Annotated in this window: 13 protein-coding genes and 1 pseudogene; 4 read left to right on the top strand and 10 right to left on the bottom strand. The window is 71.1% G+C overall.

All coding sequences use genetic code 11. The features are described 5' to 3' along the window. The first annotated feature begins 197 nt into the window (after positions 1–197). Positions 198–2,003 (top strand): hypothetical protein, encoded by a 1,806-nt coding sequence (locus tag OHA89_RS36380; protein ID WP_266612209.1) that lies wholly within the window; start codon positions 198–200, stop codon positions 2,001–2,003. Between the two features lie 449 nt (positions 2,004–2,452). Here the strand turns inward: OHA89_RS36380 and OHA89_RS36375 are convergent, their stop codons facing one another. The 5 genes and pseudogenes from OHA89_RS36375 to OHA89_RS36355 all read right to left on the bottom strand — a co-directional run bounded on the left by OHA89_RS36375 (position 2,453) and on the right by OHA89_RS36355 (position 10,805). Continuing rightward, entirely contained in the window at positions 2,453–3,673 is a 1,221-nt protein-coding gene (locus OHA89_RS36375) for a cytochrome P450 (protein WP_406368003.1), read from the bottom strand. A 147-nt stretch (positions 3,674–3,820) separates the two neighbouring features. Further along, positions 3,821–6,361: pseudogene (locus tag OHA89_RS36370) on the bottom strand (alpha-N-acetylglucosaminidase); the annotation flags it as partial. A gap of 163 nt (positions 6,362–6,524) precedes the next feature. Next, entirely contained in the window at positions 6,525–7,127 is a 603-nt protein-coding gene (locus OHA89_RS36365) for a DUF6529 family protein (RefSeq protein ID WP_266612207.1), read from the bottom strand. A 411-nt stretch (positions 7,128–7,538) separates the two neighbouring features. Then, positions 7,539–9,197, bottom strand: a complete 1,659-nt coding sequence (locus OHA89_RS36360; RefSeq protein ID WP_406368002.1) for an amidohydrolase — start codon at positions 9,195–9,197, stop codon at positions 7,539–7,541. A gap of 120 nt (positions 9,198–9,317) precedes the next feature. After that, positions 9,318–10,805, bottom strand: a complete 1,488-nt coding sequence (locus OHA89_RS36355; protein ID WP_266612205.1) for an APC family permease — start codon at positions 10,803–10,805, stop codon at positions 9,318–9,320. 134 nt (positions 10,806–10,939) lie between these two features. Between OHA89_RS36355 and OHA89_RS36350 the strand changes: the two genes are divergently transcribed. Then, positions 10,940–11,683, top strand: a complete 744-nt coding sequence (locus OHA89_RS36350) for a TetR/AcrR family transcriptional regulator (RefSeq protein ID WP_266612203.1) — start codon at positions 10,940–10,942, stop codon at positions 11,681–11,683. A gap of 16 nt (positions 11,684–11,699) precedes the next feature. Here the strand turns inward: OHA89_RS36350 and OHA89_RS36345 are convergent, their stop codons facing one another. From OHA89_RS36345 to OHA89_RS36335, 3 genes are all read right to left on the bottom strand, one after another. Next, positions 11,700–11,999: a hypothetical protein gene (locus OHA89_RS36345; protein ID WP_406368001.1), complete on the bottom strand. Its 300-nt coding sequence runs from the start codon at positions 11,997–11,999 to the stop codon at positions 11,700–11,702. Positions 12,000–12,196: 197 nt separating this feature from the next. Beyond that, the gene (locus OHA89_RS36340) at positions 12,197–13,375 is read right to left on the bottom strand and encodes a M6 family metalloprotease domain-containing protein (RefSeq protein ID WP_266612200.1); all 1,179 of its coding nucleotides are present in this window, start codon (positions 13,373–13,375) and stop codon (positions 12,197–12,199) included. An 85-nt stretch (positions 13,376–13,460) separates the two neighbouring features. Continuing rightward, complete coding sequence (locus OHA89_RS36335; RefSeq protein WP_406368000.1) at positions 13,461–14,726, bottom strand: alpha/beta fold hydrolase; 1,266 nt, start codon at positions 14,724–14,726, stop codon at positions 13,461–13,463. A 207-nt stretch (positions 14,727–14,933) separates the two neighbouring features. On the opposite strand from OHA89_RS36335, the gene OHA89_RS36330 reads away from it, so the two are divergent. Next, a complete protein-coding gene (locus OHA89_RS36330) occupies positions 14,934–16,688 on the top strand; it encodes an ABC transporter substrate-binding protein (RefSeq protein ID WP_406367999.1) in 1,755 nt (584 codons plus the stop codon). Between the two features lie 67 nt (positions 16,689–16,755). Here the strand turns inward: OHA89_RS36330 and OHA89_RS36325 are convergent, their stop codons facing one another. Then, on the bottom strand, positions 16,756–17,946 hold the full coding sequence (locus OHA89_RS36325; RefSeq protein WP_266612195.1) for a M6 family metalloprotease domain-containing protein: 1,191 nt from the start codon (positions 17,944–17,946) through the stop codon (positions 16,756–16,758). Positions 17,947–18,047: 101 nt separating this feature from the next. On the opposite strand from OHA89_RS36325, the gene OHA89_RS36320 reads away from it, so the two are divergent. After that, positions 18,048–19,094, top strand: coding sequence for a LysR family transcriptional regulator (locus OHA89_RS36320; RefSeq protein WP_406367998.1), 1,047 nt, complete (start codon positions 18,048–18,050; stop codon positions 19,092–19,094). On the opposite strand, the gene OHA89_RS36315 is transcribed toward OHA89_RS36320, so the two are convergent. Beyond that, positions 19,036–19,740, bottom strand: coding sequence for a 2-phosphosulfolactate phosphatase (locus OHA89_RS36315; RefSeq protein WP_323186051.1), 705 nt, complete (start codon positions 19,738–19,740; stop codon positions 19,036–19,038). The genes OHA89_RS36320 and OHA89_RS36315 overlap by 59 nt on opposite strands. Positions 19,741–19,763: the final 23 nt, after the last annotated feature.

Here is a 19,763-nt window from a genome sequence, read left to right as displayed (position 1 = left end):
CGGAGCTTTCGCAGCAAGAGCAGTCATCCCGCGCAGGCGCCTGCTCCGAACAGGAAGGAAGGCGCTCAACCCGCCCCCCGCAGAGCGACACCAACGAGGAAAGCATCCGTCAAATCGCTTGCCGACAGGGCTCATTGACGATTGCCTGGTGGCTTCAGGCCACCCTCCAGCCAGTCCGCGCCACAGGGGTACCCGTCATGCGCATCCGTTTACGCCCTTCTCGTCCAGCCTCCTCGCCGCGCCTCCGGCTCCGCTCATGCTCCCCGTACCCCCGACGTGCTCGACGCCCCACCTGCGCCCTCCTCGTCGCGGTCGCCCTGCTCGGCGGCAGCGCCCTGATCGGCTGCGACTCGGGCTCCGACAGCCGCGATTCCGGCCCCCGGATCCCGGCCGCGCCCGGCGATCCGGTACCCGTCAAGGTTGTGGCCGCCACGACCACCACCGTCGACCTGGGCGGGGGCGCGCACCTGATCGTCCCGCCCGGGGCCATGACGGACGGCGCGACGATCCGGGCCACGTACCGTCACCGGCCGGATGGCGCCTGGAACGAACTGACGCCCACCTCGGCGCCGGTGGAACTGACCGCCGAGCCGGCCGACGCCATCCATGGGCTGCTCACCCTGGAGTTCCCGGTGCCCGCACCACCCGCTGGCGCGGGCACGGAGACGTCGCGGTCGTACGGGGTGTCCACCTTCGAGGAGAAGAGCGGCGCGTGGATGCCGTACGCCTCCACGTACGACGCCGCCCGACGCATGATCATCGCCCAGATCCCGCACTTCTCCTGGTGGAACCCCTTCTCCTGGAACTGGGTCGACATCGGGGCCCGGGTGAACCAGAACGTGGGCCAGGCCCTGAAGCGCCGCGCCGGGCAACCTGCCTGTTCCGGGGGCGCGCCCGACTGGGTGGCCGCGCTCAACGGGGTCACGGCGGACGCAGCGGTCGCCGTACGCGGCTGCGCCCAGGCGGAGGACGATGTCCTGGACGTACAGCTGGTCAACAACAGGCCGTACGGCATGGTGCTGGAGTTCGGGGCGCCGGTGAAGTGGCGGTGGCACGAGGGGGGCGGGAGCGCCCAGGAGATCGGGGCGAACGCGCTCGGCGACGCCCTGGCGGGACCGGGGCGGTTGTACCTTCCGCCGCTCGGGCGGGCCTCGGTCGGCATCCCTCGGACTCCGGCCGCGCAGGTGTCCCGCTTCAGGATCGGTCCGACCGCGGGCAGCCTCTTCGTGGACTTCGCCACGCAGGGAGCCGACTTCCTGGTGGGGAAGAAGCTGCCTGAGGTGGGCAACTGCACCGTGATGTTGGCCAGTTACTCGCCCGACCTGTCGGCGGCGTCGCTACGCGACACCATCGTCTCGGCCGGCGACTGCCTCAAGGACTCCTACCTGCGCGAGGTCGCCGCAGGAAAACTGGACCGCGCGACGGTGGACCAGCTCTCGGCACGTCTGGACGGCCTGAAGAAGGCCTCCGTGGTGGGAAGGTGGTGGACCATCTACGGCATCGAGTGGCAGTTCGCCGATCTGTTCGTGGACCAGGTGGTCGTGTCGGACGCGGGCGGACTGGGCGCGGGTTTCTCCCTGTTGGCCCGCCGCCCGGCCGATCCGCCCAGGCCCACCGCGCCCGCCACGACCAGCGCGCCGCCCCCGGGACCGTCCCACACCGGCGACGGCCCGACCCCACCGCCCGTCTCTCCGAACCCTCCACCGCCCGCTCCCGCAGGCCGGACCGAAACGGTCGCGGGCCTCACCCACACCTGGACGGACTACCGCAACGCGGGTGGGCGGGAGGGTCCACGGATCGACCCGGGGGCTTCGGTCCTCATCACCTGCAAGGTGCGCGGTTTCGCCGTCGCGAACGGCAACAGCTGGTGGTACCGCATCGGTTCGCCCCCGTGGAGCGACCTCTACTACGCCTCGGCCGACCCCTTCTACAACAATGGTCAGACCTCCGGGCCGGTGAAGGGCACTCCGTTCGTGGACGAAGCGGTGCCGAACTGCGCTTGAAGAAACCGCTCCGGACGGCATGCAGCACCTGCACGATGACCGGGCGGTGCTGGTGGTCGATGAGACCGGCGAAGTGAAGACTTCAACGCCCTTGCGCGGTGGCGTGGAGGTGCCGAGGAGGGCGAGGGCTGGGCGCTGGGGGTGGCGGGTTCGGCCTGGTAGACGACGAGTCGCCACCGATCCCGCGCCCGGGACGGCCGCCTCCCCCTACGCCATGGGCGGGCCGAACGACTGGGAGTTCCGCCGGGAGAGGAGGGCTGGGCCCTGGTCCGCCAGAGGCTGGGCGTCTGGCGGACCGAGGGCGAGAACCCCCTGGGGTCTGTCTTCCAAGACCAATCGGGTGGTGGATCAGGGTGGGGTCACACGGGGAAGGCGCTGTTCGGCATCCGGGGCACGGTGTCCGTGATGGTGTAGGCCGATCTCCGAAGGCGGCCGCTGTCGGCGGGTGCTCAGCCGCCTGAGGTGAAGGTGACCGGCAGGGTCTGGGGGCCGCGGAGGCCGCCTGGGCGCCAGCGGATCTCATCCGGCGCCACGGCAAGAGCGAGGCCCGGCAGCCGGCGCAGGGCGGTGCCGATCGCGATCTGCCCCTCCAACCGGGCCAGCGGCGCACCCAGGCAGTAGTGGATGCCGTGCCCGAAAGCGAGGTGCGCGTTGTCCTGCCGGGCGATGTCCAGGCGGTCAGGGTCGGGGAACCGTGCCGGGTCGCGGTCTGCGATGGCCGAGGCGATCAGCACGGTCGCGCCGCGCGGGATGGTCACACCCCCGATCTCGACGTCTTCGCGTGCGAACCGGGCGATGCCGGGGCTGACCGGTCCGTCGAAGCGGAGGAACTCCTCGATCGCGCCCGGCAGCAGCTCGGGGTCGGAGCGCAGCAGGTCGAGCTGGTCGGGGTGGGCGAGCAGTATGGCGATACCGCCGCCGATCAGGTTGACGGTGGTGATGTACCCGGCGGCCAGCAGCAGGAACACCATGGCGATCAGCTCATCCTCGGACAGTTGCCGCTCCTCGTCCCGGGCAGTGATCAGGCCGCTGAGCAAGTCGTCACCGGGGTGTGCCCGTTTGGCCTGGATGAGCTCGGTGACGTAAGCCCGCATGTGCTGCCACGCCTCGTTCACCACGGCCGGGTCGGGTGGCACCGAGCCCCTCATGATCATGCGGTCGGTCCAGCGCTGGAAGTCGTGACGGTCGTCCACCGGCACCCCGAGGAGCTCGCTGATCACCGTGACCGGGAGCGGCAGCGCGAAGTCCGCCACGAGGTCGGCGTGGCCGGCCGGGACGACCGCGTCCAGCAGCCCGTCGGTGATGGACTGGATCCGGGACTGCATCCCGGCGACTCTGCGGGCGGTGAACGCCTTGGAGACCAGGCTGCGCAGGCGGGTGTGATCGGGCGGATCGCTGCGGAGCATGTTGCCCAGCACCGACTTACGCTCCGTTTCGGGCAGCTGCCCCAGGAGCCGGGTGTCCGAGGCGTCACGGACATCGGCGCTGAAGCGGGAATCGGTCAGGGCCGCGAGTCCGTCTTCGTAGCGGGTGACGAGCCAGGCGTCCAGGCCGCCCGCGATGACGGCACGGCGCACGGGGCCTTCCTCGCGCAGTTGCCGGTACAGCGGGAAAGGGTCCGCGACGAAGGCATGATCGGCGTAGGGCAGAAGAACCGGCCGCTCACTCATGACGCCTCCAGCGATGTCGCCCCGGCCATGGTGACTGACGATATATGTCGATTCGCACGCTACGGGTCACCGACAGCCGCGCCGGGGATTCGGTTCCGGCCTCCCGGTTCAGCGGCCTGCCTTCAGTCCGGCCAGGCCCGCGCCGGCGGCCACGGGCACGATGCCGTGCTGGGTGACGGTGACCGGGGGCTCGCCGGACGGGCCGTACCGGGTCCGCAGGGTGTACGGCAGCGGCTGGAGGGGGGCCGACGGGGCGGCGACGTGCCAGGAGACCGAAATGCTGCCGCCCGGCGGGACGGAGGGCGTCGAGGTGGAACCGAGCGGGGTGGCGGCCAGGCCGGTGAGAGCGAGGTCGACGGGGCCGGTGTCTCGCAGGCCGTTGCGGTTGCGGAAGGTGGCGGTCAGGGTGGCGGTGCCGCCCGGGGCCGGCGCCAGCGGTTCCAGGGTGACGGTGGTGGAGCCCTGGTAGGGGGCGGCGGCCAGGGTCTTGTACACCGTACGGGCTGTCCGGTACGCGTCGCCCGTCGGGCGGACCGGGTGCCGCCGGTCCTGCTCCCGGGTCCATGCCTCCTCGCGCGGGTAGAAGTCGAAGGGCGGTGCGGGGCGGTTTCCGGCCAGGGCCTCGGCGTGCTCGTGCAGGAACTCCTCCCACTGCGGCAGGTGCAGCCCGGCGATCAGGCCGTGCCAGTCGCGGGCCGCGTAGTTGTTCAGCGAGCCCGCGGCGGACCGGTCGGCCCAGGTGGTGATCAGGGCGCGGGCAGCGCGCTCGAGTCCGGCGGCCTCGGCGGGGCTGCTGGCCTGCCGTTTGGCTGCTTCCAGCCAGGGGCCGAGCAGGAAGGACCGGTGGCAGCCGGCCACGGTGTCACTCAGTCGCATGAGTTTCAGCCAGAGGGCGCCGACGGCGCGGAAGGTGGCGGTGTCCCGGCTCAGCCATGCCGTGCGCAGCGGCTCGTGGAGGGTGCGGGAGCGGTTGGCGAGGGCCTGGCGGGCCAGGTCCGTCAGGTCGCGGCGGTAGGTGTCGCTGTCGCGCAGTGCGGGTGCCACGTCGAGCAGGGCGGCGAAGGCCCGGTCGAAGCCGGCCGGCGCGAAGGCGGTGGCGGAGGAAGCGTGCAGGCGGGGGCGGCGGGTGAAGAGGGAGTCGTGCGGGCGGCCGTCACGGCTGGTCAGCCGGTAGGCGGTGGGGGCCAGTGCGGCGTACGCGGTCCGTGCGGCGGGGTCCGGGGCGCCGTAGCGGAATTCGGAGTACCGCTCGAACCACGCCGTCCGGTCGATGGTCTCGGTACGCCAGGCCAGCTCACTGAAGAGCTCGAAGGCGGCGGGGTCGCCACCGGTGGCCTCGGGCAGGTAGGCGGTGCCGGCGAGCGCGCTGCCGGGCTTGTCCCGCCAGGCGGGGAACTTAGCGGTCCAGCGGTCGGTGTTGGCGCCGATGGTGGTGCGGCCCCCGAAGTTGGGGATCGTGCCGAAGGCGTACGGGGTGCCGCGCCAGTCCCGCTCCCGGTCGGTGACGGTGTCCAGATCGGACAGGCCGTCGACGATGAGCAGGCGGCTCTTGTCGACGGCGTCGAGGAGGGCGGACACCGGGTTGCGCTGCCAGCCGAGCAGCACCCAGGTGGCGCCGGGGTGGGCACTTTGCAGGGCACGCTCCACGGCGCGGGCCGCGTCGGCGACGGGCACGTCGCCGGGACTGCCGCCCTCGTGCAGCAGGTCCATCTTGAAGTGGGCGGCACCGCCGAGGAGTTCGCGCTGGTGCCGGTAGAAGGCGGCAGCCAGATCGGCGAAGGGCGGGGTGCGGGGGTCGAGCCAGTCCGGGCGGCGCATCCCGAACCACGTGCCCTGTGGGATCACGCGGGCGGTGGGGTGGCGCTGCGTGAAGCCGTCCGGGACGGTGCCGAACCAGCCGGGCAGGACCGGGTGCATGCCGTACGCGCGGAGACGGTCGGTGATGCGCCGGCCGAGGGCGGCGCGGCGGGCGATGAGCTCGCGGGAGGGCGGGCCTCCGTAGCCGCTGAGGTTCTGCAGCAGCCACCACGGCTGGTGGGAAGGGACCGGCAGCCAGGCGCGGGCCTCGGCGTCGGAGTAGCCGAAGTCCAGCAGCACGCGATGGTAGACGGCTTCCTGGCCGACGGTGACGAGCACCTCGTTGCATCCGTGCAGCGCCAGGTCGTCGATCAGGCGTTCCCAGTGCGGCCAGTCGGCGTAGGGGGCGGTGTAGCCGTCGTGGGTGTCGTTGAGGGCGAAGCGGTGGGGGACGGTGGCGGACCGTTCGAGCGGGTGGGCGGGAGCGGGCAGGACGTCGGGAAGGTGGTCGATGCGGCTGCCGGCCCAGGAGAGGTGGGCGCGGCAGACGTACTTGAGGTACCAGTGCACGCCGGTGAGGAGGACGGCGGGGCCGGTCGCGCTGACCTCGATACGGCCGTCGTGGCCGGCGACACGGAAGCGGTCGGCGCGGTCGGCGCGGTCGGCGGCTGCCACGACGCGGAGGACGAACTGGGCGGCGTGGCGCGGCAGCAGGCGGTGCAGTGCCTCGTACGCCGTGGCGAGGTCCGAGGCGGGCCCGGTACGGGGAGCCGGCGGTACGGTGACGCCCGCCGCCACGGGTTCGGGTGCCGGGGCGAAGCCTGTCACTCCCGTGGACAGTCCCACCGCGCCGACCGCACCGAGCAGGGCACGCCTCGACAGCATGTCCATCTGATTTCTCCGTGGTCCTCGGGTGACGACGGGCGGATCCGCGGAGCGCAGGCTACCGGCTCGGACCGGTACGAACGGGGTACATGGGACGGCGACACGTACGGTGTGTCAAGGACCGTCATCCGATAGGCGCCGGCCTTCGGCGCTCGTCCGATCGTCACATCTACCCCGGTGGCAGGTGGGGGTGTCCGAGCGACAGCGCCGGCACGCTGTCTCCGTTGAAGTACCACAGCGCACTCGTGTACCAGAGGACCACCACCACGACCACCAGTGCGCCCCCGGCCAGTGGCAGGGCCCAGCCCGGCAGGCGACGGCTCTGCACCAGCACGACCTTGGCGGCGAACGCCCCGTAGAAGAAGCAGCCCGCGATCGAGTGCACTGCCACACGCGAGCCGGTCAGCTGCACGCCGTACGCCTGGACGCAGTGCACCGCGATCGGGACGGTGAGGGCGAACAGGACCACACCGACGATGCGGTGGGTGATGGGCACCGGGCCCGGCACCCGGCGCACCCCGGGCAGCCGGCGGTACATCCACAGCGCCAGCAGCAGCTGGAGAGCGGCCAGCCCCAGGACGCCGGTGGCGAGCTGTGCCTTGAGACGCACGGCATCGGTGTTCGCCTGGCCGAACAGTGTCGCGGTGTAGTCCGCCGTGTTCGCCCGGCCGAACAGGAAGACGGCGACGAAGACCGCGGCGGCAGCCACGAACGCCAGTGCGAGAGCGAGCCCGGCTTCCGGGCGGCGCAAAGCGGGCCGGGCGTGCGACATGGTGCTCCTCGTCTCGGAACGCTGAGGGTTGGCGGTTTGCCATCCCTTGTACTCGCCCGGTCCGGCAGATGGCGGCCGACGCGGCCGTAGCGACCTCGACTCCTCGTTGGCGCGGCCGAAGCACGCGGCGTGGGCGGCGTCGATCTCGAGGCAGTTCGGCGCCGGGTGTCCGTTTCCGGAGCGCCACAGCGGCGACCAGGCGTACAGCGGCGTGGGATCGATCAGGGGGACGGAGCACAATCCGGGGACCTGCGGCAGTGGCACATCCGTTCGTGATCCCTCCGGCGCCGGTCTGCCGGGTCAGCCAGCGGCCGCGGCCGTTGCTTGCGCTGGAGCCGGTGCCGCGGCCCGACGCAGACACCCGGTCAAACACACTCCGGCCTGCCCGAGACGGACTTCCGCAACACCTCTTTAGCCCGCGCTGTAGACCCGTACACCGCCCACGTACGTCTCCACGGTGCGGATGGAGTGCAGGTCGGCAGCGGCGACGGCGAAGGGGTCACGGTCCAGGACCGCGAGGTCGGCGAGGCGGCCGACGGCGATCACACCGGCCTCGTCCTGGTGGTTCACCCACGCCGAGCCGGCCGTGTACGCGGCGAGGGCGTCGGTGAGGGCGAGCCGCTGCTCGGGCAGGAACGGGGGGCGCAGATCCGGCTCGCCCAGTTCCTCGGCCCACACCTGGCGGTTGACGGCGACGTGGATGCCGTGCCATGGGTCCGGGCTCGAGACGAACCAGTCGCTGCCCGCCGCGAGCACCGCACCAGCCGCGTGCAGGGCTCCGAACGGATATTGGCGTCGCCCCCGTTCTTCGCCGAGGAAGGGCAACGTCAGCTCGTCCATGGCGGGTTCGTGGGCGGCCCACAACGGCTGCATGTTCGCGGCGGCGCGCAGTGTGCGGAAACGGGGGATGTCGTCGGGGTGCACCACCTGGAGATGGGCCAGGTGGTGGCGCAGGCCGGTGTGGCCGTGCACGGCCACGGCCGCCTCGAGGGAGTTCAGCGCCTCGCGGACCGCCCGGTCGCCGAGAGCGTGGAAGTGGATCTGGAAGCCGTGCCCGTCGAGGGCGACCACGGCGTCGCGGAGCAAGGCCGGGTCGACCATGGAGATCCCGGCGTTGTCGCCCGGGCAGCCGCAGGAGTCCAGGTAGGGCTCGAGCATGGCGGCGGAGAAGTTCTCCACCACACCGTCCTGCATGATCTTGACGCTGCCGGCGGTGAAGCGCCGGCCTTGGGCGGCCTTCTCGCGGCGGGCGAGCAGCGAGTCGAGCTGGCCGAGGTCCTGGTCCCGTTCCCACCAGAGCGCTCCGCGTACCCGGGCGGTCAGCGAGCCGTCGGCGTCGCAGGCGAGGTATGTGTCGAGGGGGTCGGGGAAGCCCGCGTACGCGCCGACGAGTGCGTCCTGCCAGCCGGTGATCCCGAGCGAGTGCAGCAGTTCCTGGGCAGCGAGGAGTCCGGCGCGGGCCTCGGCCGCCGAGGGAGCGGGCGCGAGCGTCCCGACGAGCATCATGGCGCCCTCGTGCAGTACGCCGGTGGGTTCGCCCGCGGCGTCGCGTTCGATGCGGCCATCCGCGGGATCCGGTGTGTGCCGGTCCAGTCCGGCCAGGGCCAGGGCGCGCGAGTTGGCCCACGCCGAGTGTCCGTCGCGGACCGGGAAGTAGGCGGGCCGGTCGGGAAGGATGTCGTCGAGCTGGTCGCGGTGCGGCAGACCGCCGGGGAAGGCGTCGAAGGACCAACCGCTGCCCTGGATCCAGGGGGCCTCGGGGTGGGCGGCGGCGTAGGCCGCGATCGTGGCGCGGTACTCCAGGGCGGTACGGCCCGGGCTCAGATCGCAGCCGAGCATTCCGATCCCGGCGATCACCGGATGTACGTGTGCGTCGGTGAACCCGGGCTGTACGAACCGGCCGCCGAGATCGGTTACCTCGGTACGCGGACCGATGTGCTCGCGGATCTCCCGGTCGGTGCCGAGGGCGGTGATCCGGCCGCCGGTGACGGCCAGCGCCGATATCCGATGGCGTACCGGGGAGGCGGTCCAGATGGTGCCGTTGAGGAGGACGAGATCTGCATGGCGCATGTGCGGGCTCCGGTTGGTGACACGTTGGTGAGGGGCTGGTGACAGGTGGGAGAGGCCGACGGGGTGAGGGAGAGGGGGTGAGGTCTGGTGAGGCGCGCGTCCGCGCCCGGGGCGCGGTGGTCAGCCGCCGGCGGCAGCCGGTGCGGGCACGGGCGCGAGAGGAGCCGGCGGCTGTGTGAAGTAGGCGGCCCTGCGCCGGTAGCGGGTCCACACGGCGGTGGGAATACCGAGGGCGATGACGGTGAGGGGCAGTACGGTGAGGAAGCGCCCGTTCTCGGGGTCGAAGGCCAGGTGGTCCACCGAGGTCCACTGTTGATAGGCGACGAGGCCGCCGAGCAGCAGCAGGGCGATGCCGCCGAGCAGCGGCAGCAGGCCCACGACAAGCGCGTCGCGGATCCGGCCGCGCAGTTCGTGGCGGAAGGTGACGACGCAGGCGATACCGCCGACCCCGTACATCAGCGAGACCAGGATGCCGACCGAGTTGACGACGGCGACCACCACTTCGGACAGCGAGCCTACCGCGAGCCCCGCGAGCGATACTCCGATGGCGAGGGCCGCGATCCGCACGGTGGAGGTGACCGGCGTGCCCCACGCAGGATGCAATCGGGTCCAGCTCGTGCCCAGCACACCGTCGCGGCCCATGGCGAGCGTGAGCCGGGCCCCCGCGATGACGCTCGACTGCATGCAGGCCACGGTGGCGAAGAGCATCGCGGCGAGGGCTGCGGCCGCGCCGGTGGCCCCGTAGAAGGTGCGGGCCAGTTCGGTGACACCGGACAAGGGATCCGCGAGCTGCTCCGGCTTCAGCGCGTGCAGGAAGCCGGTTGCCGAGAAGAGGAAGAACCCGGTGGTGACCAGAATCGCGATGATTCCGGCACGGCCCGACGAGCGGACCGAGGTCGACTCCTCGACCACGGAGAAGGCGCTCTCCCAGCCCCAGAACATGTACGCCGCCATCACGGTCGCGCCGAGCAGTGTGAGGGTGTCGGGGAAGGCGAACGGCGAGAACCACGAGGCGGAGACGGGGGCCGCGTCGCCCCGGGCGAAGGCGGTGATCACGATGGCGGTGACTACGACCGCGGAGATGCCGAGCAACAGGCTCTGAACGGCGGTGGCGCCCTTCACCCCCCGCAGCGCGCTCAGCACGATCAGGACGCTCCACAGCAGGCCGGTGACGGTGACCGCCAGGGGGTCGTCCGGGGAGACGGCCCGGACGCCGGCCTCGGCGAGCAGGCCGAGGGTGAACTGCCCGGTGAGCTGGCCCGCGTACGACAGGAACAGGATGTTGGTGGCGACCGATGTCCACCCGGTGAGATAGCCGGTCCAGGGACCGAGCGCTCGGCGCACCCAGACGTACGCCGTGCCGCAGTTGGGGTCGCGGGCGGCGAGCCGGGCATAGCCCCCGGACACGGCAAGGATCGGCAGGGCCGCGAGCAGGAAAGCTGCGGGCATCGCGGTGCCTGCGAGCGCGGCGAGGAAGGCGAGGCCGATGCCGACGCTCACGGTGGGGCTGATGTTGGCCAGCGCGATGACCACGCCGTGCCGGGTGCTGAGGGTCTTGCGGAACGCGGCGACGGGCGCCTTGCCGGTGGCGGGTCTTCCCTGGTCCATGAGCAGCACTCCTCGGTTCTGGGTGCCCCGCAGACAACCGCTCGCCTCACTATTTTGTCAACGGTGTGGGTAAAAGATTTTCCGCCGGGCGGCAGGGCTTGCGGAAGCGCTGTCCAGGCTGGTCTGATCACCCCATGGCAGTACGAGGCAGAGGCCGTCCCCCCAAGGTCGAGCTGGACCTGCGGATCATCGTGGACGCCGCGCTCGCGCTGACCGACGACGAAGGCGCGGCGGCGCTCAGCGTGCGGCGGCTCGCCGCCAGACTCGGGGTCGACCCCTCCGCCCTGTACCGCTACGTCAGCGACAAGGACGAGCTCCACCTGGCCCTGGCCGACCGCCTCTTCGAGGAGACCCTGACAGGGTTCGAACCCTCGGAGAGCTGGCGCGACACGCTGCGCGACCTTGCGCTGCGCACGCGGGAGACCGCCCTTCGCCATCCCGGCGCGGCGGTTCTGGCCACCTACCGCACCACCCGGCGCCCTGCCGAGATGCGGATCGTGGAGCACATCCTGGTGGCCTTCGGCCGAGCCGGATGCTCCCCGGCGCTGGCCGCCGTCCTGCACCGGGTCTACGGAGACTTCGCCTTGGCCTGGGCCGGGATGGACGCGGCATTCGAGTCACTGGACGGGGCCGCCCGGACGGGCGACGAGCAGGCCTGGACCCGCGAGTACCCTGCGGCCGACCCCGCCGCCTTCCCTGCCATCGCGCGCAGTGTGGCCCACATGGCCCGGCTGGACGGGGCGACGGTATTCAAGGCCGCCCTGGAGACCTTGCTGGACGGGCTCGCAGCGCGGATCACGGCGGAGGCCGCGGGTCGGTGCCTCGACACACCCGGCGAACCGGCGGCAGGGGCCACGACGTTGCAGCCACCGACGTGATCATGAAGACCGGGGATCAGTGCACCTGGATGCCCGCGCCGTACGGCGTTCCACCACTGTGGCAAATGGCGGTGCTCGTCGTACCGACCCGGCGCCACGTGGGGTCGTAGACGATGTAGTCCCGCGCCCAGGGCCTGTCGCACTTCGTGTACACGCGGAACTCGCCGGTTCCGTTGGTGCACGTACCGGCCGCGGTGGTACTGGACTTGTACCACGTACGGCAGTCGTACGGGTCCGCGGCCGCAGGGCTCGCCCCGGCCATCGCCAGCCCGGCGCCCAGGGCCAGCGAGGTCATCAAGGATCCGACGCGCTTCATCCGTGGCTCCCGATCGAGAGGTCCATTTTGGGGGCATCGCGTCGCTCTCACGTCGAAGACCCCGAACGCCTCCACTATCCGCGCGCCGGCCTGCCACCACAACCCCGCGCAGGGCACCGCCGGAACGCAGGGCCGGCCCTGGGGACGGTGAGGCGGCAGTGGCGCGCAAGCCCCAACCACGGCTGCGGCGACCGGAGTCACTCCTTGCTCAGCCGCACCGTGTCTCCCGTCGGTCCGCCCGCGAGGACGTCGATGCGCACGCCGGTCGCGGGGTCGGTGAAGCTCTGTCCGGGTGCGTACGCGGCCAGGGCCAGCGGGGCGCAGCCGGTGGGCGGGGTCGTGGTCGGGTTCGCGTTCATGATCCGCACCGGGCCCTCGCCGGTGGGGGCCGCGGAATCGACCTTGTAGATGAGGACGCCGGTGGAGCAGGCGGCCACGTCGTTACCCTGGGCACGGCGGGATTCCGCCACGTACGCCGTCGTCCCGCCGGTCCGCAACACGGCGATCTTGGTTCCGCCGGAACGTTCCACCGGGGTCAGCCGTACCGTTCGGCGACCGGACACGGGCAGGCAGGCGACCTGGTCGTCGCGGGTCCAGCCGAGCTTCCAGGAGTGCCAGCCGAGGTACTGCGGGGCGTGGCCCGCGATGTCGCCCATGACGTCCCAGCCGCCCACGTACCGGTGGGTGGCGCCGGTGAACGAGTACAGGTCGGGCAACCCGAAGGTATGGGCGGTCTCGTGGGCGGCGACCTTGTGGCCCCAGCGCCACATGTCCTGTCCGAAAGTGACGGCCCATTTGAGGCGGGTGCCGTCGGCAGTGATGCCGGGCGCCGCCGGGTCGTACAGGTAGGTCGGTGAGAAGGGGATGGCTGTCGCCGTCCTGGCGGGGACGACGTAGACCATGTCGTAGCGGGAGAAGTCCGCGTAGGGGTCGGCGGCCGTGATCGCGTCGCGGAGGTACTTCTCGTGGGCCTCAAAGGTGAGGCCGCGCGCGAAGCCGTAGGAGGTGGAGTCGGCGGGCATCCGGATCCAGCGGTGCAACGGGCTATTGTCCAGTCGCAGACGACCGTAGCTCGCGCGGCCCATCCAGTCGGCGGCCGGGGCGAGGTGAGCGGCGTACGGCTCGGTGGAGTCGGTGGCCGGGGCGTCGGGGAAGTCCACGTACAGCGTAAGGACGCGGCGGGTTCCGGTGGCGGGCTGGAACTGGGTCCGGTCGGTGTCGTGGCCCTCGTCCGTCCAGCCGGTCCGGCCGGGGAGGGCGCAGTCGGCGGCGGCGGGCGGCGAGCCGGGGGCGGCGGCCGCGGTGGGGGCAGACAGGCAGGAGATGAGGGCGACGGCCGCTGCGAGCGGCCGCAGGTGGTGAAGCAGGGTGGTCATGTCTCTCCCGTCGGAGGCAGGTTGAGGGGATGCAGGCAGCGCGGGCGGTAACTGCGGGGCAGCGTGCGTGGGAACTGCGCGGGGCCTACGCGCGACCCGCGGCCAGGTCCATCAGGCGGGACAGCACGCGGCCGCCGGAGGCGGTGACGCCGTCGTGCTCCCATTCGTTGGTGACCCACACCCGGGTGGCGCCGACCTCGCGCGCGGCGCACAGGGAAAGCCCAGCGTCCACGTACATGTCGTCGTGGTAGACGAGTGCGGCGAGAGGGACCCGGTTGGCGGCGAGGCGGCGAGGATCGTACAGCGGTGGCCAGTCCGGGCGTTCAGCGAGCAGATCGGCGGCGCCGGCGAAGGGGCGCAGGCCCTTGATCTCGCGGAACATCCAGGGGTAGATCATTTCTCCGGTGAGCAGGAGGGGGTCGGCGTCCTCGGCGAACTCGGGGAACGCCGCCATGATCCTGGACGCCGCCCAGCCCGTCGGCCCCGCGCCCTGCCCGTACAGGGTCTCCTGCATGACGGCGAAGAGCGGGTTGTCGGTGAAGCCGGTCAGTGCCATCACCTGGTGCAGGAACGTGTCGGTAGGCCTCGCTTCCTCGTCGAGGGATTCGTCGAGAAGCCAGTGGATCCGTTCGAAGCCGTCGCCCATGCCGAGGGCCAGGCCGAGCGTGCGCAGGCGGTGGGGGGTGAGCCGGTCTCCGTCGGGCAGGCGCACATCGGTGGCGGCCAGGAGGCGGGCGATCTCGCCCAGCCGGGCAGCGTCGTCGGGGTAGCGGGTGTAGTAGTCGAGGACGCGGTCCCGTACTCGGGGGTAAGTGCGGGCGTAGACGTCGTCGGCGGTAGCCGAGAGGCCGGGCAGGCCGCCGGTCACGTAGCACGCCCGAAGGCCTTCGGGCGCCTGGGAGAGATAGGTGAGGGTGACGAAGCCACCGTAGCTCTGGCCGAGGGTCTCCCAGGGCTCATCGCCGCACAGCTGCCGGCGGATCAGTTCGGCGTCCGCGACGATCGAGTCCGCCCGGAAGTGGCCGAGATGCTCGGCCAGCCGGGCCGGTGAGGCGAAGCGGGAGGCCGTACGGGCGGTGACGGGGGTGGAGCGGCCCGTGCCGCGCTGATCGAGGAGGAGGACCCGGTGGGTCTTGAGGGCCTGCGGCAGCCAGCCCGGCGCACCGGCCGACGGTCTGGGCGACTTGCCGCCCGGCCCGCCCTGCAGATAGAGGAGCCAGGGTAGTTGCCGACCTGCTCGGCGCGCATCGGTGACCTCCCGGGCGAAGATCCGGATGGTCGGACCGTGCGGGGCCGCGTGGTCCAGGGGCACGGTGAAGACGTGATCGACGGTCGCGTACGCAGGGTTCATGGGTCCCTTTCGCGGCCACATGGCCGCACGGTGACGTGTGACATCACGCGTCAGCCTGGCGCGGCCAACCGTGGCCGTGGAGCCCTCACTTACCCATAACTCCACGCTATGGAGGCGCAACAATTGTGGAGTGCCATTTCACATAACTATGTTATCGGTCACATTCCAGCCTCCTGAGGCTGCCCGACGTTCACGGAGTGACCACTGATGAACAAGCGCACTCTTCACGCCGTCGCCACCGCTCTGGCGGCGACCGTCGCACTCGGCATGGCCGGCTGTTCCAACGGCAGCCACTCCGGCGGCAGTCAGCAGGACAGAGGCTCGAAGAACCCCGCACTCGCCAACGCGGGGGCCGTAGTCGGCGGCACTCCGCAGAAGGGCGGCACACTGACCGTCCTGTCCAACCAGGACTTCACCCACCTCGACCCGGCCCGCAACTGGGTGATCGGAGACATGGACTTCGGGACCCGGCTGCTCTACCGCACCCTGGTGACGTACGACGCGGAACCGGGCGCGAAGGGCGGAGAGCTGGTCCCCGACCTTGCCGAGGACCTCGGTGTCTCCTCCAACGGCGCCAAGACCTGGACGTTCAAGCTCAAGAAGGGCCTCACGTACGAGGACGGCTCCCCGATCACCGCCCAGGACGTCAAGTACAACGTGGAGCGGCCCTTCTCCCCCGACCTGCCCGGCGGCCCGGACTACGCCGCACGCTACCTGGCCGGCGCCGAAGGCTACCGGGGCCCCGCCCAGGGGCAGCACCTCGACTCGGTCAAGACCCCCGACGACCACACGATCGTCTTCGAACTCCGCAAGCCCTTCGCGGAGTTCCCCAATGCCACCGTCCTGCCCACCTTCGCCCCGGTGCCCAGGGCCCAGGACAAGGGCCCCCAGTACGACAACCGCCCGTTCTCCTCGGGCCCCTACAAGATCGAGTCGTACGACCGGGACAAGCGGCTGGTCCTGGTCCGCAACCCCCACTGGGACCCGGCGACGGACACCGTGCGCAAGGCGTACCCGGACCGGCTGGTCGTGGTGATGGGGCTGAGGGCCAACCAGGTCGACGATCGGCTCATCGCCTCGGAGGGCGTGGACGCCTCTGCCGTCTCCTGGGGCAAACTGCGCCCGGAGAGCACCCCCAAGGTACTCACCAACGCCGACGTCAGGGCGCGGCTGCTGGCCGAGTCCACCAACTGCACCGAGATGGTGCAGATGCACACGGGCCGGGCCCCTTTCGACAATGCCAAGGTCCGGCAGGCCGTGCAGTACGCCCTGGACCGCGAGGCGGTGCTGACCGCCTCCGGCGGCCCGGCCCTCAACGACCCCGCCACCGCACTCATGCCCGGCTCGCTCTACGGCGGCAAGCAGCCCGACACGCTGGGGATCCCGGCCACCGGTGACGTGGAGAGGGCGAAGCAGCTCCTGAAAGAGGCCGGCAATCCGGACGGGATCACCACCCGTATCACCGTCTCCAACGGCGACAAGGGAGTCGCCGAGGCGATACAGCACTCCCTGGGCCGGGCAGGGATCAAGGTCACCATCGACGCCGTCGACCCGTCGGCCTTCTACGACACCATCGGCGACACCAAGAACCGCACCGACCTCGTCTACACCGGCTGGTGCCCCGACTATCCCTCCGGCTCCACCTTCCTGCCCTTCCTCTTCGACGGCCGCTACATCAAGGAGAAGGGGAACTCCGGCAATCACTCGCTCTTCCACGACGAGGCGACGATGAAGCGGATGGACGAGATCGCCGACATGACCGACACCGCGCAGGCCAACACGGCGTGGCGGCAGCTGGACGGGGAGATCCTCGCCAAGGCTCCGACGGCGCCCACCGTCATCGAGCGCATGCCGCTGCTGCTCGGCACCAACATCGCCGGCGCCTTCGGCCACACGTCGTTCGGCGGCCAGCTCGACTACGCCACGATCGGGCTCAAGGACCCGGCGAAGAGCGGCAACTGACCCCACCCGCGCAGCGCCCCCGGCTCCTTCGTGTGGAGCCGAGGACACTGCCGCACCCATGCCGCTCCTACGACTTGGTGATGCGTACGGTCTCGCCGTAGCCGTCAGCAGCAAGCACGTCGATCCGGACCCCGGCCGCCGCATCGGTGAACGACTCGCCGGCCCAGAACGGGGCGTCGTCCAACGGGCGGCAGCCGCCGGCGGGTGCGGCGGACGGTTTGGCGTCCATGACCCTGACCGGCCCGTAGCCGGTCCGCACGGAGGCGTCGACCCGGTAGATCAGGGCGCCGGTCGAGCAGGAACCCGCGTCCGCCTGGACACCGCGCCTGGACTCGACGACGTATGCAGTCGTGGGGCCGGTGCGGATCACCGCCATCTTGGTACCGCTGCCGTACTCGACCGCCGTGAGGTGCACGGTGTCGCTGCCCTTCGTGGCCCGGCACACGACCTGACCGTCCCCGGTCCAGCCGGCCTTCCAGGAGTGCCAGGCGAAGAACTGCGACCCCCGGCCGCCGATCAGGCCCATCACGTCCCAGCCGCCGATGAAGCGGTGGGCGTCGCTGCCCGCCTCGAAGGCGTACAGGTCGGGCAGCCCGAAGGTGTGCGCGGTCTCGTGGGCGACGAGCTTGGCACCCCAGTGCCACATGTCCTGACCGAAGGTCACCGCCCACTTGACCCGGCGGCCGTCGGCCACCACACCAGCCGTGCCCGGCGCGTACACATAGGTCGGCGTGAAGGAGATCGCCGCCGCGTTGCGCGTCGGCACGACGTACACCATGTCGTAGCCGGAGAAGTCCACGTACGGATCGGCGGCCGCCACCGCGTCCTTGATGTACGCCTCGTGCGCCTCGTGGGTCAGGCCGCGCGCGAAGCCGTAGTCGGTGGAGGCGCGAGGCATGCGAACCCACCGCTGCTGCTGGTCGATCGAGAGCCAGGTCCTGCCGTACGAGGCGTACCACAGCCAGTCCGCCCCGGGCGTGATCTGCGCCGAGTCCTCGCTCGGGGCCTCGGTGGCCCGTGCGTCCGGGAAGTCCACGAAGATCATGCCGACCCTGACCGTCCCGACGGGGCGCTGGAACACCGAGTAGTCCGTGTCGTGCCCCTCGTCCGTCCAGCCCGTGGTGCCGCGCAGGGCACAGGCCGACGGGCTGTCAGTGGCGCTGGCGGGCGGCGATCCCAGCAGGAGGAGCAGCAGTGCGGCGGCAAGGGCGGGCAACAGCACCCCGCGCGATGTTCTCAGCCGATGGGTGGGTCTCATGGACTCGCAACCTCCACATGGATGGTGTGTGACATTTCACATAAGACTTACGGGTTCCCGCTCCTGTCCGAAAGCTGTCGCCGCTCCATAACATGCGCGGCATGGAACTGGAGGTACGGCACCTGCGGGTGGTGTGCGCGATCGCCGAGGCCGGCAGCCTCACCCGGGCCGCCGCCGCGCTGTCCATGACCCAGCCGGGCCTCAGCACTCAGTTGCGCCGCATCGAATCGATGCTGGGCGGTGCCCTCTTCGACCGGCAGCGGGCTGGAGCCACACCCACGGCCTTCGGCGAGCTGGTGCTGGCCCGGGCCCACGCCGTCCTGCCGGGCATCGACGCGCTCCTCGCCGACACCGCCCGTGCGGCCCGCCACTTGGCCTCCCCGAACCGCGTACGCGTCGGATCGGTCGGCGCGCCTCTGCTCGGCCATCTCATCCTGGCCGTACGGGAGTTGCTACCCGAGGCCGAGGTGACGTCACGGTGCCACTACTCCCCCGTCACACTCCTGGACGACCTCGCGGCCGGCCGCCTGGAGGCGGCGGTCCTTGGCGACCACCCCGAGCAGGTCCTGCCGCAGCGCGACGGGGTGGTCCTCACCCCGCTGGTCACCGAACCGGTCTTCGCCCTGCTGCCCGCGACCCACCCGCTGGTCGGCCAGGAGGCCGTGTCCCTGACGGAACTCGCCGATCACGACTGGGCGATGCCCCGGCCCGACGGCGACCGCACCCGCGAGTACTGGTCCTCCGTGTGCGCCCTGACCGGCCGCCGCCCCTCCGCCCCGCACGAGGCCGAGGGCCGCCAGCTGATCGAACTGGTCCGTGCGGGCCTGGCCGTCAGCCTCTGCCAGGCCACGTTCTCGGAAACCCCCGGCGTCACCGTACGACCCCTCGCGGGAAACCCCCTCTGGTACCGCCACGTCGTGGCCTGGCACCGTGACGGCCCGCTGGCCCCCCACGGCGACGACATCCTGCGCAGGGTGGCGGCCGGTTACCTGGACACATGTGCCGCCAGCCCGGTCTACGCGGACTGGCGCCGACGCCACCCGGGCGCGGCCCGTCTCCCGGACCCCGAGGGATGTCGCACAGGAGACCTCACCAGACCTGGTCCTCGTCAGTCAGAAAAGGCATCGGGCGTGGACGCAGGACCATGAGCGAGCCTTCCAAGGTCGCCACCATGGCAAAGGGAAACCGGTCGACCTCAAGACAGAGTGCAACGTCATCAGGATGGACACCTTGACGCACTCCCTCCGCCAGTTCGGCGGCCGCGCGCGACTCGGCAGCGCGGCGGACGAACTCGGCAGCATCCGCCCCAGCCTCGGTGACCCTCCGAGCGATGTATTGAGCACACGCCAGATCTTCATCGGCCTGCCCATCCTCGCCAGTGACCACGAACGTGACACTGTCACTCTTGCGCGTCCGCAAGAGCCGAGCCGTTGCCTCCGCCACCACGAAGCCGGCGCACAGCACCAGCGGCGCCTCCTTGACCGCAAGGGCGCCGACTGTCCCTGCCGTGGTTTTCTGCACAACGGTGCGTCCGCCAAGGTCAAAAGACCGCAGCAGGCCCGGCGAGTTGACGGTGTCGAACCCGGGCGCGGGCGGGCCGTCTTTGAGCGCCACCCAATCCGGGTGGCGAGCCTTGAGCGCCAGGGCTTCGTCCAGCGACTCAGCGAGAACGATCTTTTCCGCCCCCTGGGCAAAGGCCCACGCGGCCACGGTGAAAGCACGCATGACGTCGACTACTACTGCCACGGCCGGGGCTTCGGTCAGATCGGCGATGCCAAGGAAACGAGCGTCCATTCCGGTCATGATCGCGCATGCCC

This window comes from Streptomyces sp. NBC_01546, from assembly GCF_045208355.1.
In the GTDB taxonomy this organism is placed as follows: Bacteria; Actinomycetota; Actinomycetes; order Streptomycetales; family Streptomycetaceae; genus Streptomyces.
The sequence above is the reverse complement of the archived record's forward strand: the minus strand, read 5'-3'. Positions and strand labels throughout refer to the sequence as shown.

Bases quoted from the DNA above. Each gene is read 5' to 3' on its own strand.
- OHA89_RS36320 (WP_406367998.1), top strand. From the start codon at position 18,048: ATGGAACTGGAGGTACGGCACCTGCGGGTGGTGTGCGCGATCGCCGAG.
- OHA89_RS36355 (WP_266612205.1), bottom strand. From the start codon at position 10,805: ATGGACCAGGGAAGACCCGCCACCGGCAAGGCGCCCGTCGCCGCGTTC.
- OHA89_RS36375 (WP_406368003.1), bottom strand. From the start codon at position 3,673: ATGAGTGAGCGGCCGGTTCTTCTGCCCTACGCCGATCATGCCTTCGTC.
- OHA89_RS36325 (WP_266612195.1), bottom strand. From the start codon at position 17,946: ATGAGACCCACCCATCGGCTGAGAACATCGCGCGGGGTGCTGTTGCCC.
- OHA89_RS36360 (WP_406368002.1), bottom strand. From the start codon at position 9,197: ATGCGCCATGCAGATCTCGTCCTCCTCAACGGCACCATCTGGACCGCC.
- OHA89_RS36330 (WP_406367999.1), top strand. From the start codon at position 14,934: ATGAACAAGCGCACTCTTCACGCCGTCGCCACCGCTCTGGCGGCGACC.
- OHA89_RS36335 (WP_406368000.1), bottom strand. From the start codon at position 14,726: ATGAACCCTGCGTACGCGACCGTCGATCACGTCTTCACCGTGCCCCTG.
- OHA89_RS36350 (WP_266612203.1), top strand. From the start codon at position 10,940: ATGGCAGTACGAGGCAGAGGCCGTCCCCCCAAGGTCGAGCTGGACCTG.
- OHA89_RS36315 (WP_323186051.1), bottom strand. From the start codon at position 19,740: ATGGACGCTCGTTTCCTTGGCATCGCCGATCTGACCGAAGCCCCGGCC.
- OHA89_RS36380 (WP_266612209.1), top strand. From the start codon at position 198: ATGCGCATCCGTTTACGCCCTTCTCGTCCAGCCTCCTCGCCGCGCCTC.
- OHA89_RS36340 (WP_266612200.1), bottom strand. From the start codon at position 13,375: ATGACCACCCTGCTTCACCACCTGCGGCCGCTCGCAGCGGCCGTCGCC.
- OHA89_RS36345 (WP_406368001.1), bottom strand. From the start codon at position 11,999: ATGAAGCGCGTCGGATCCTTGATGACCTCGCTGGCCCTGGGCGCCGGG.
- OHA89_RS36365 (WP_266612207.1), bottom strand. From the start codon at position 7,127: ATGTCGCACGCCCGGCCCGCTTTGCGCCGCCCGGAAGCCGGGCTCGCT.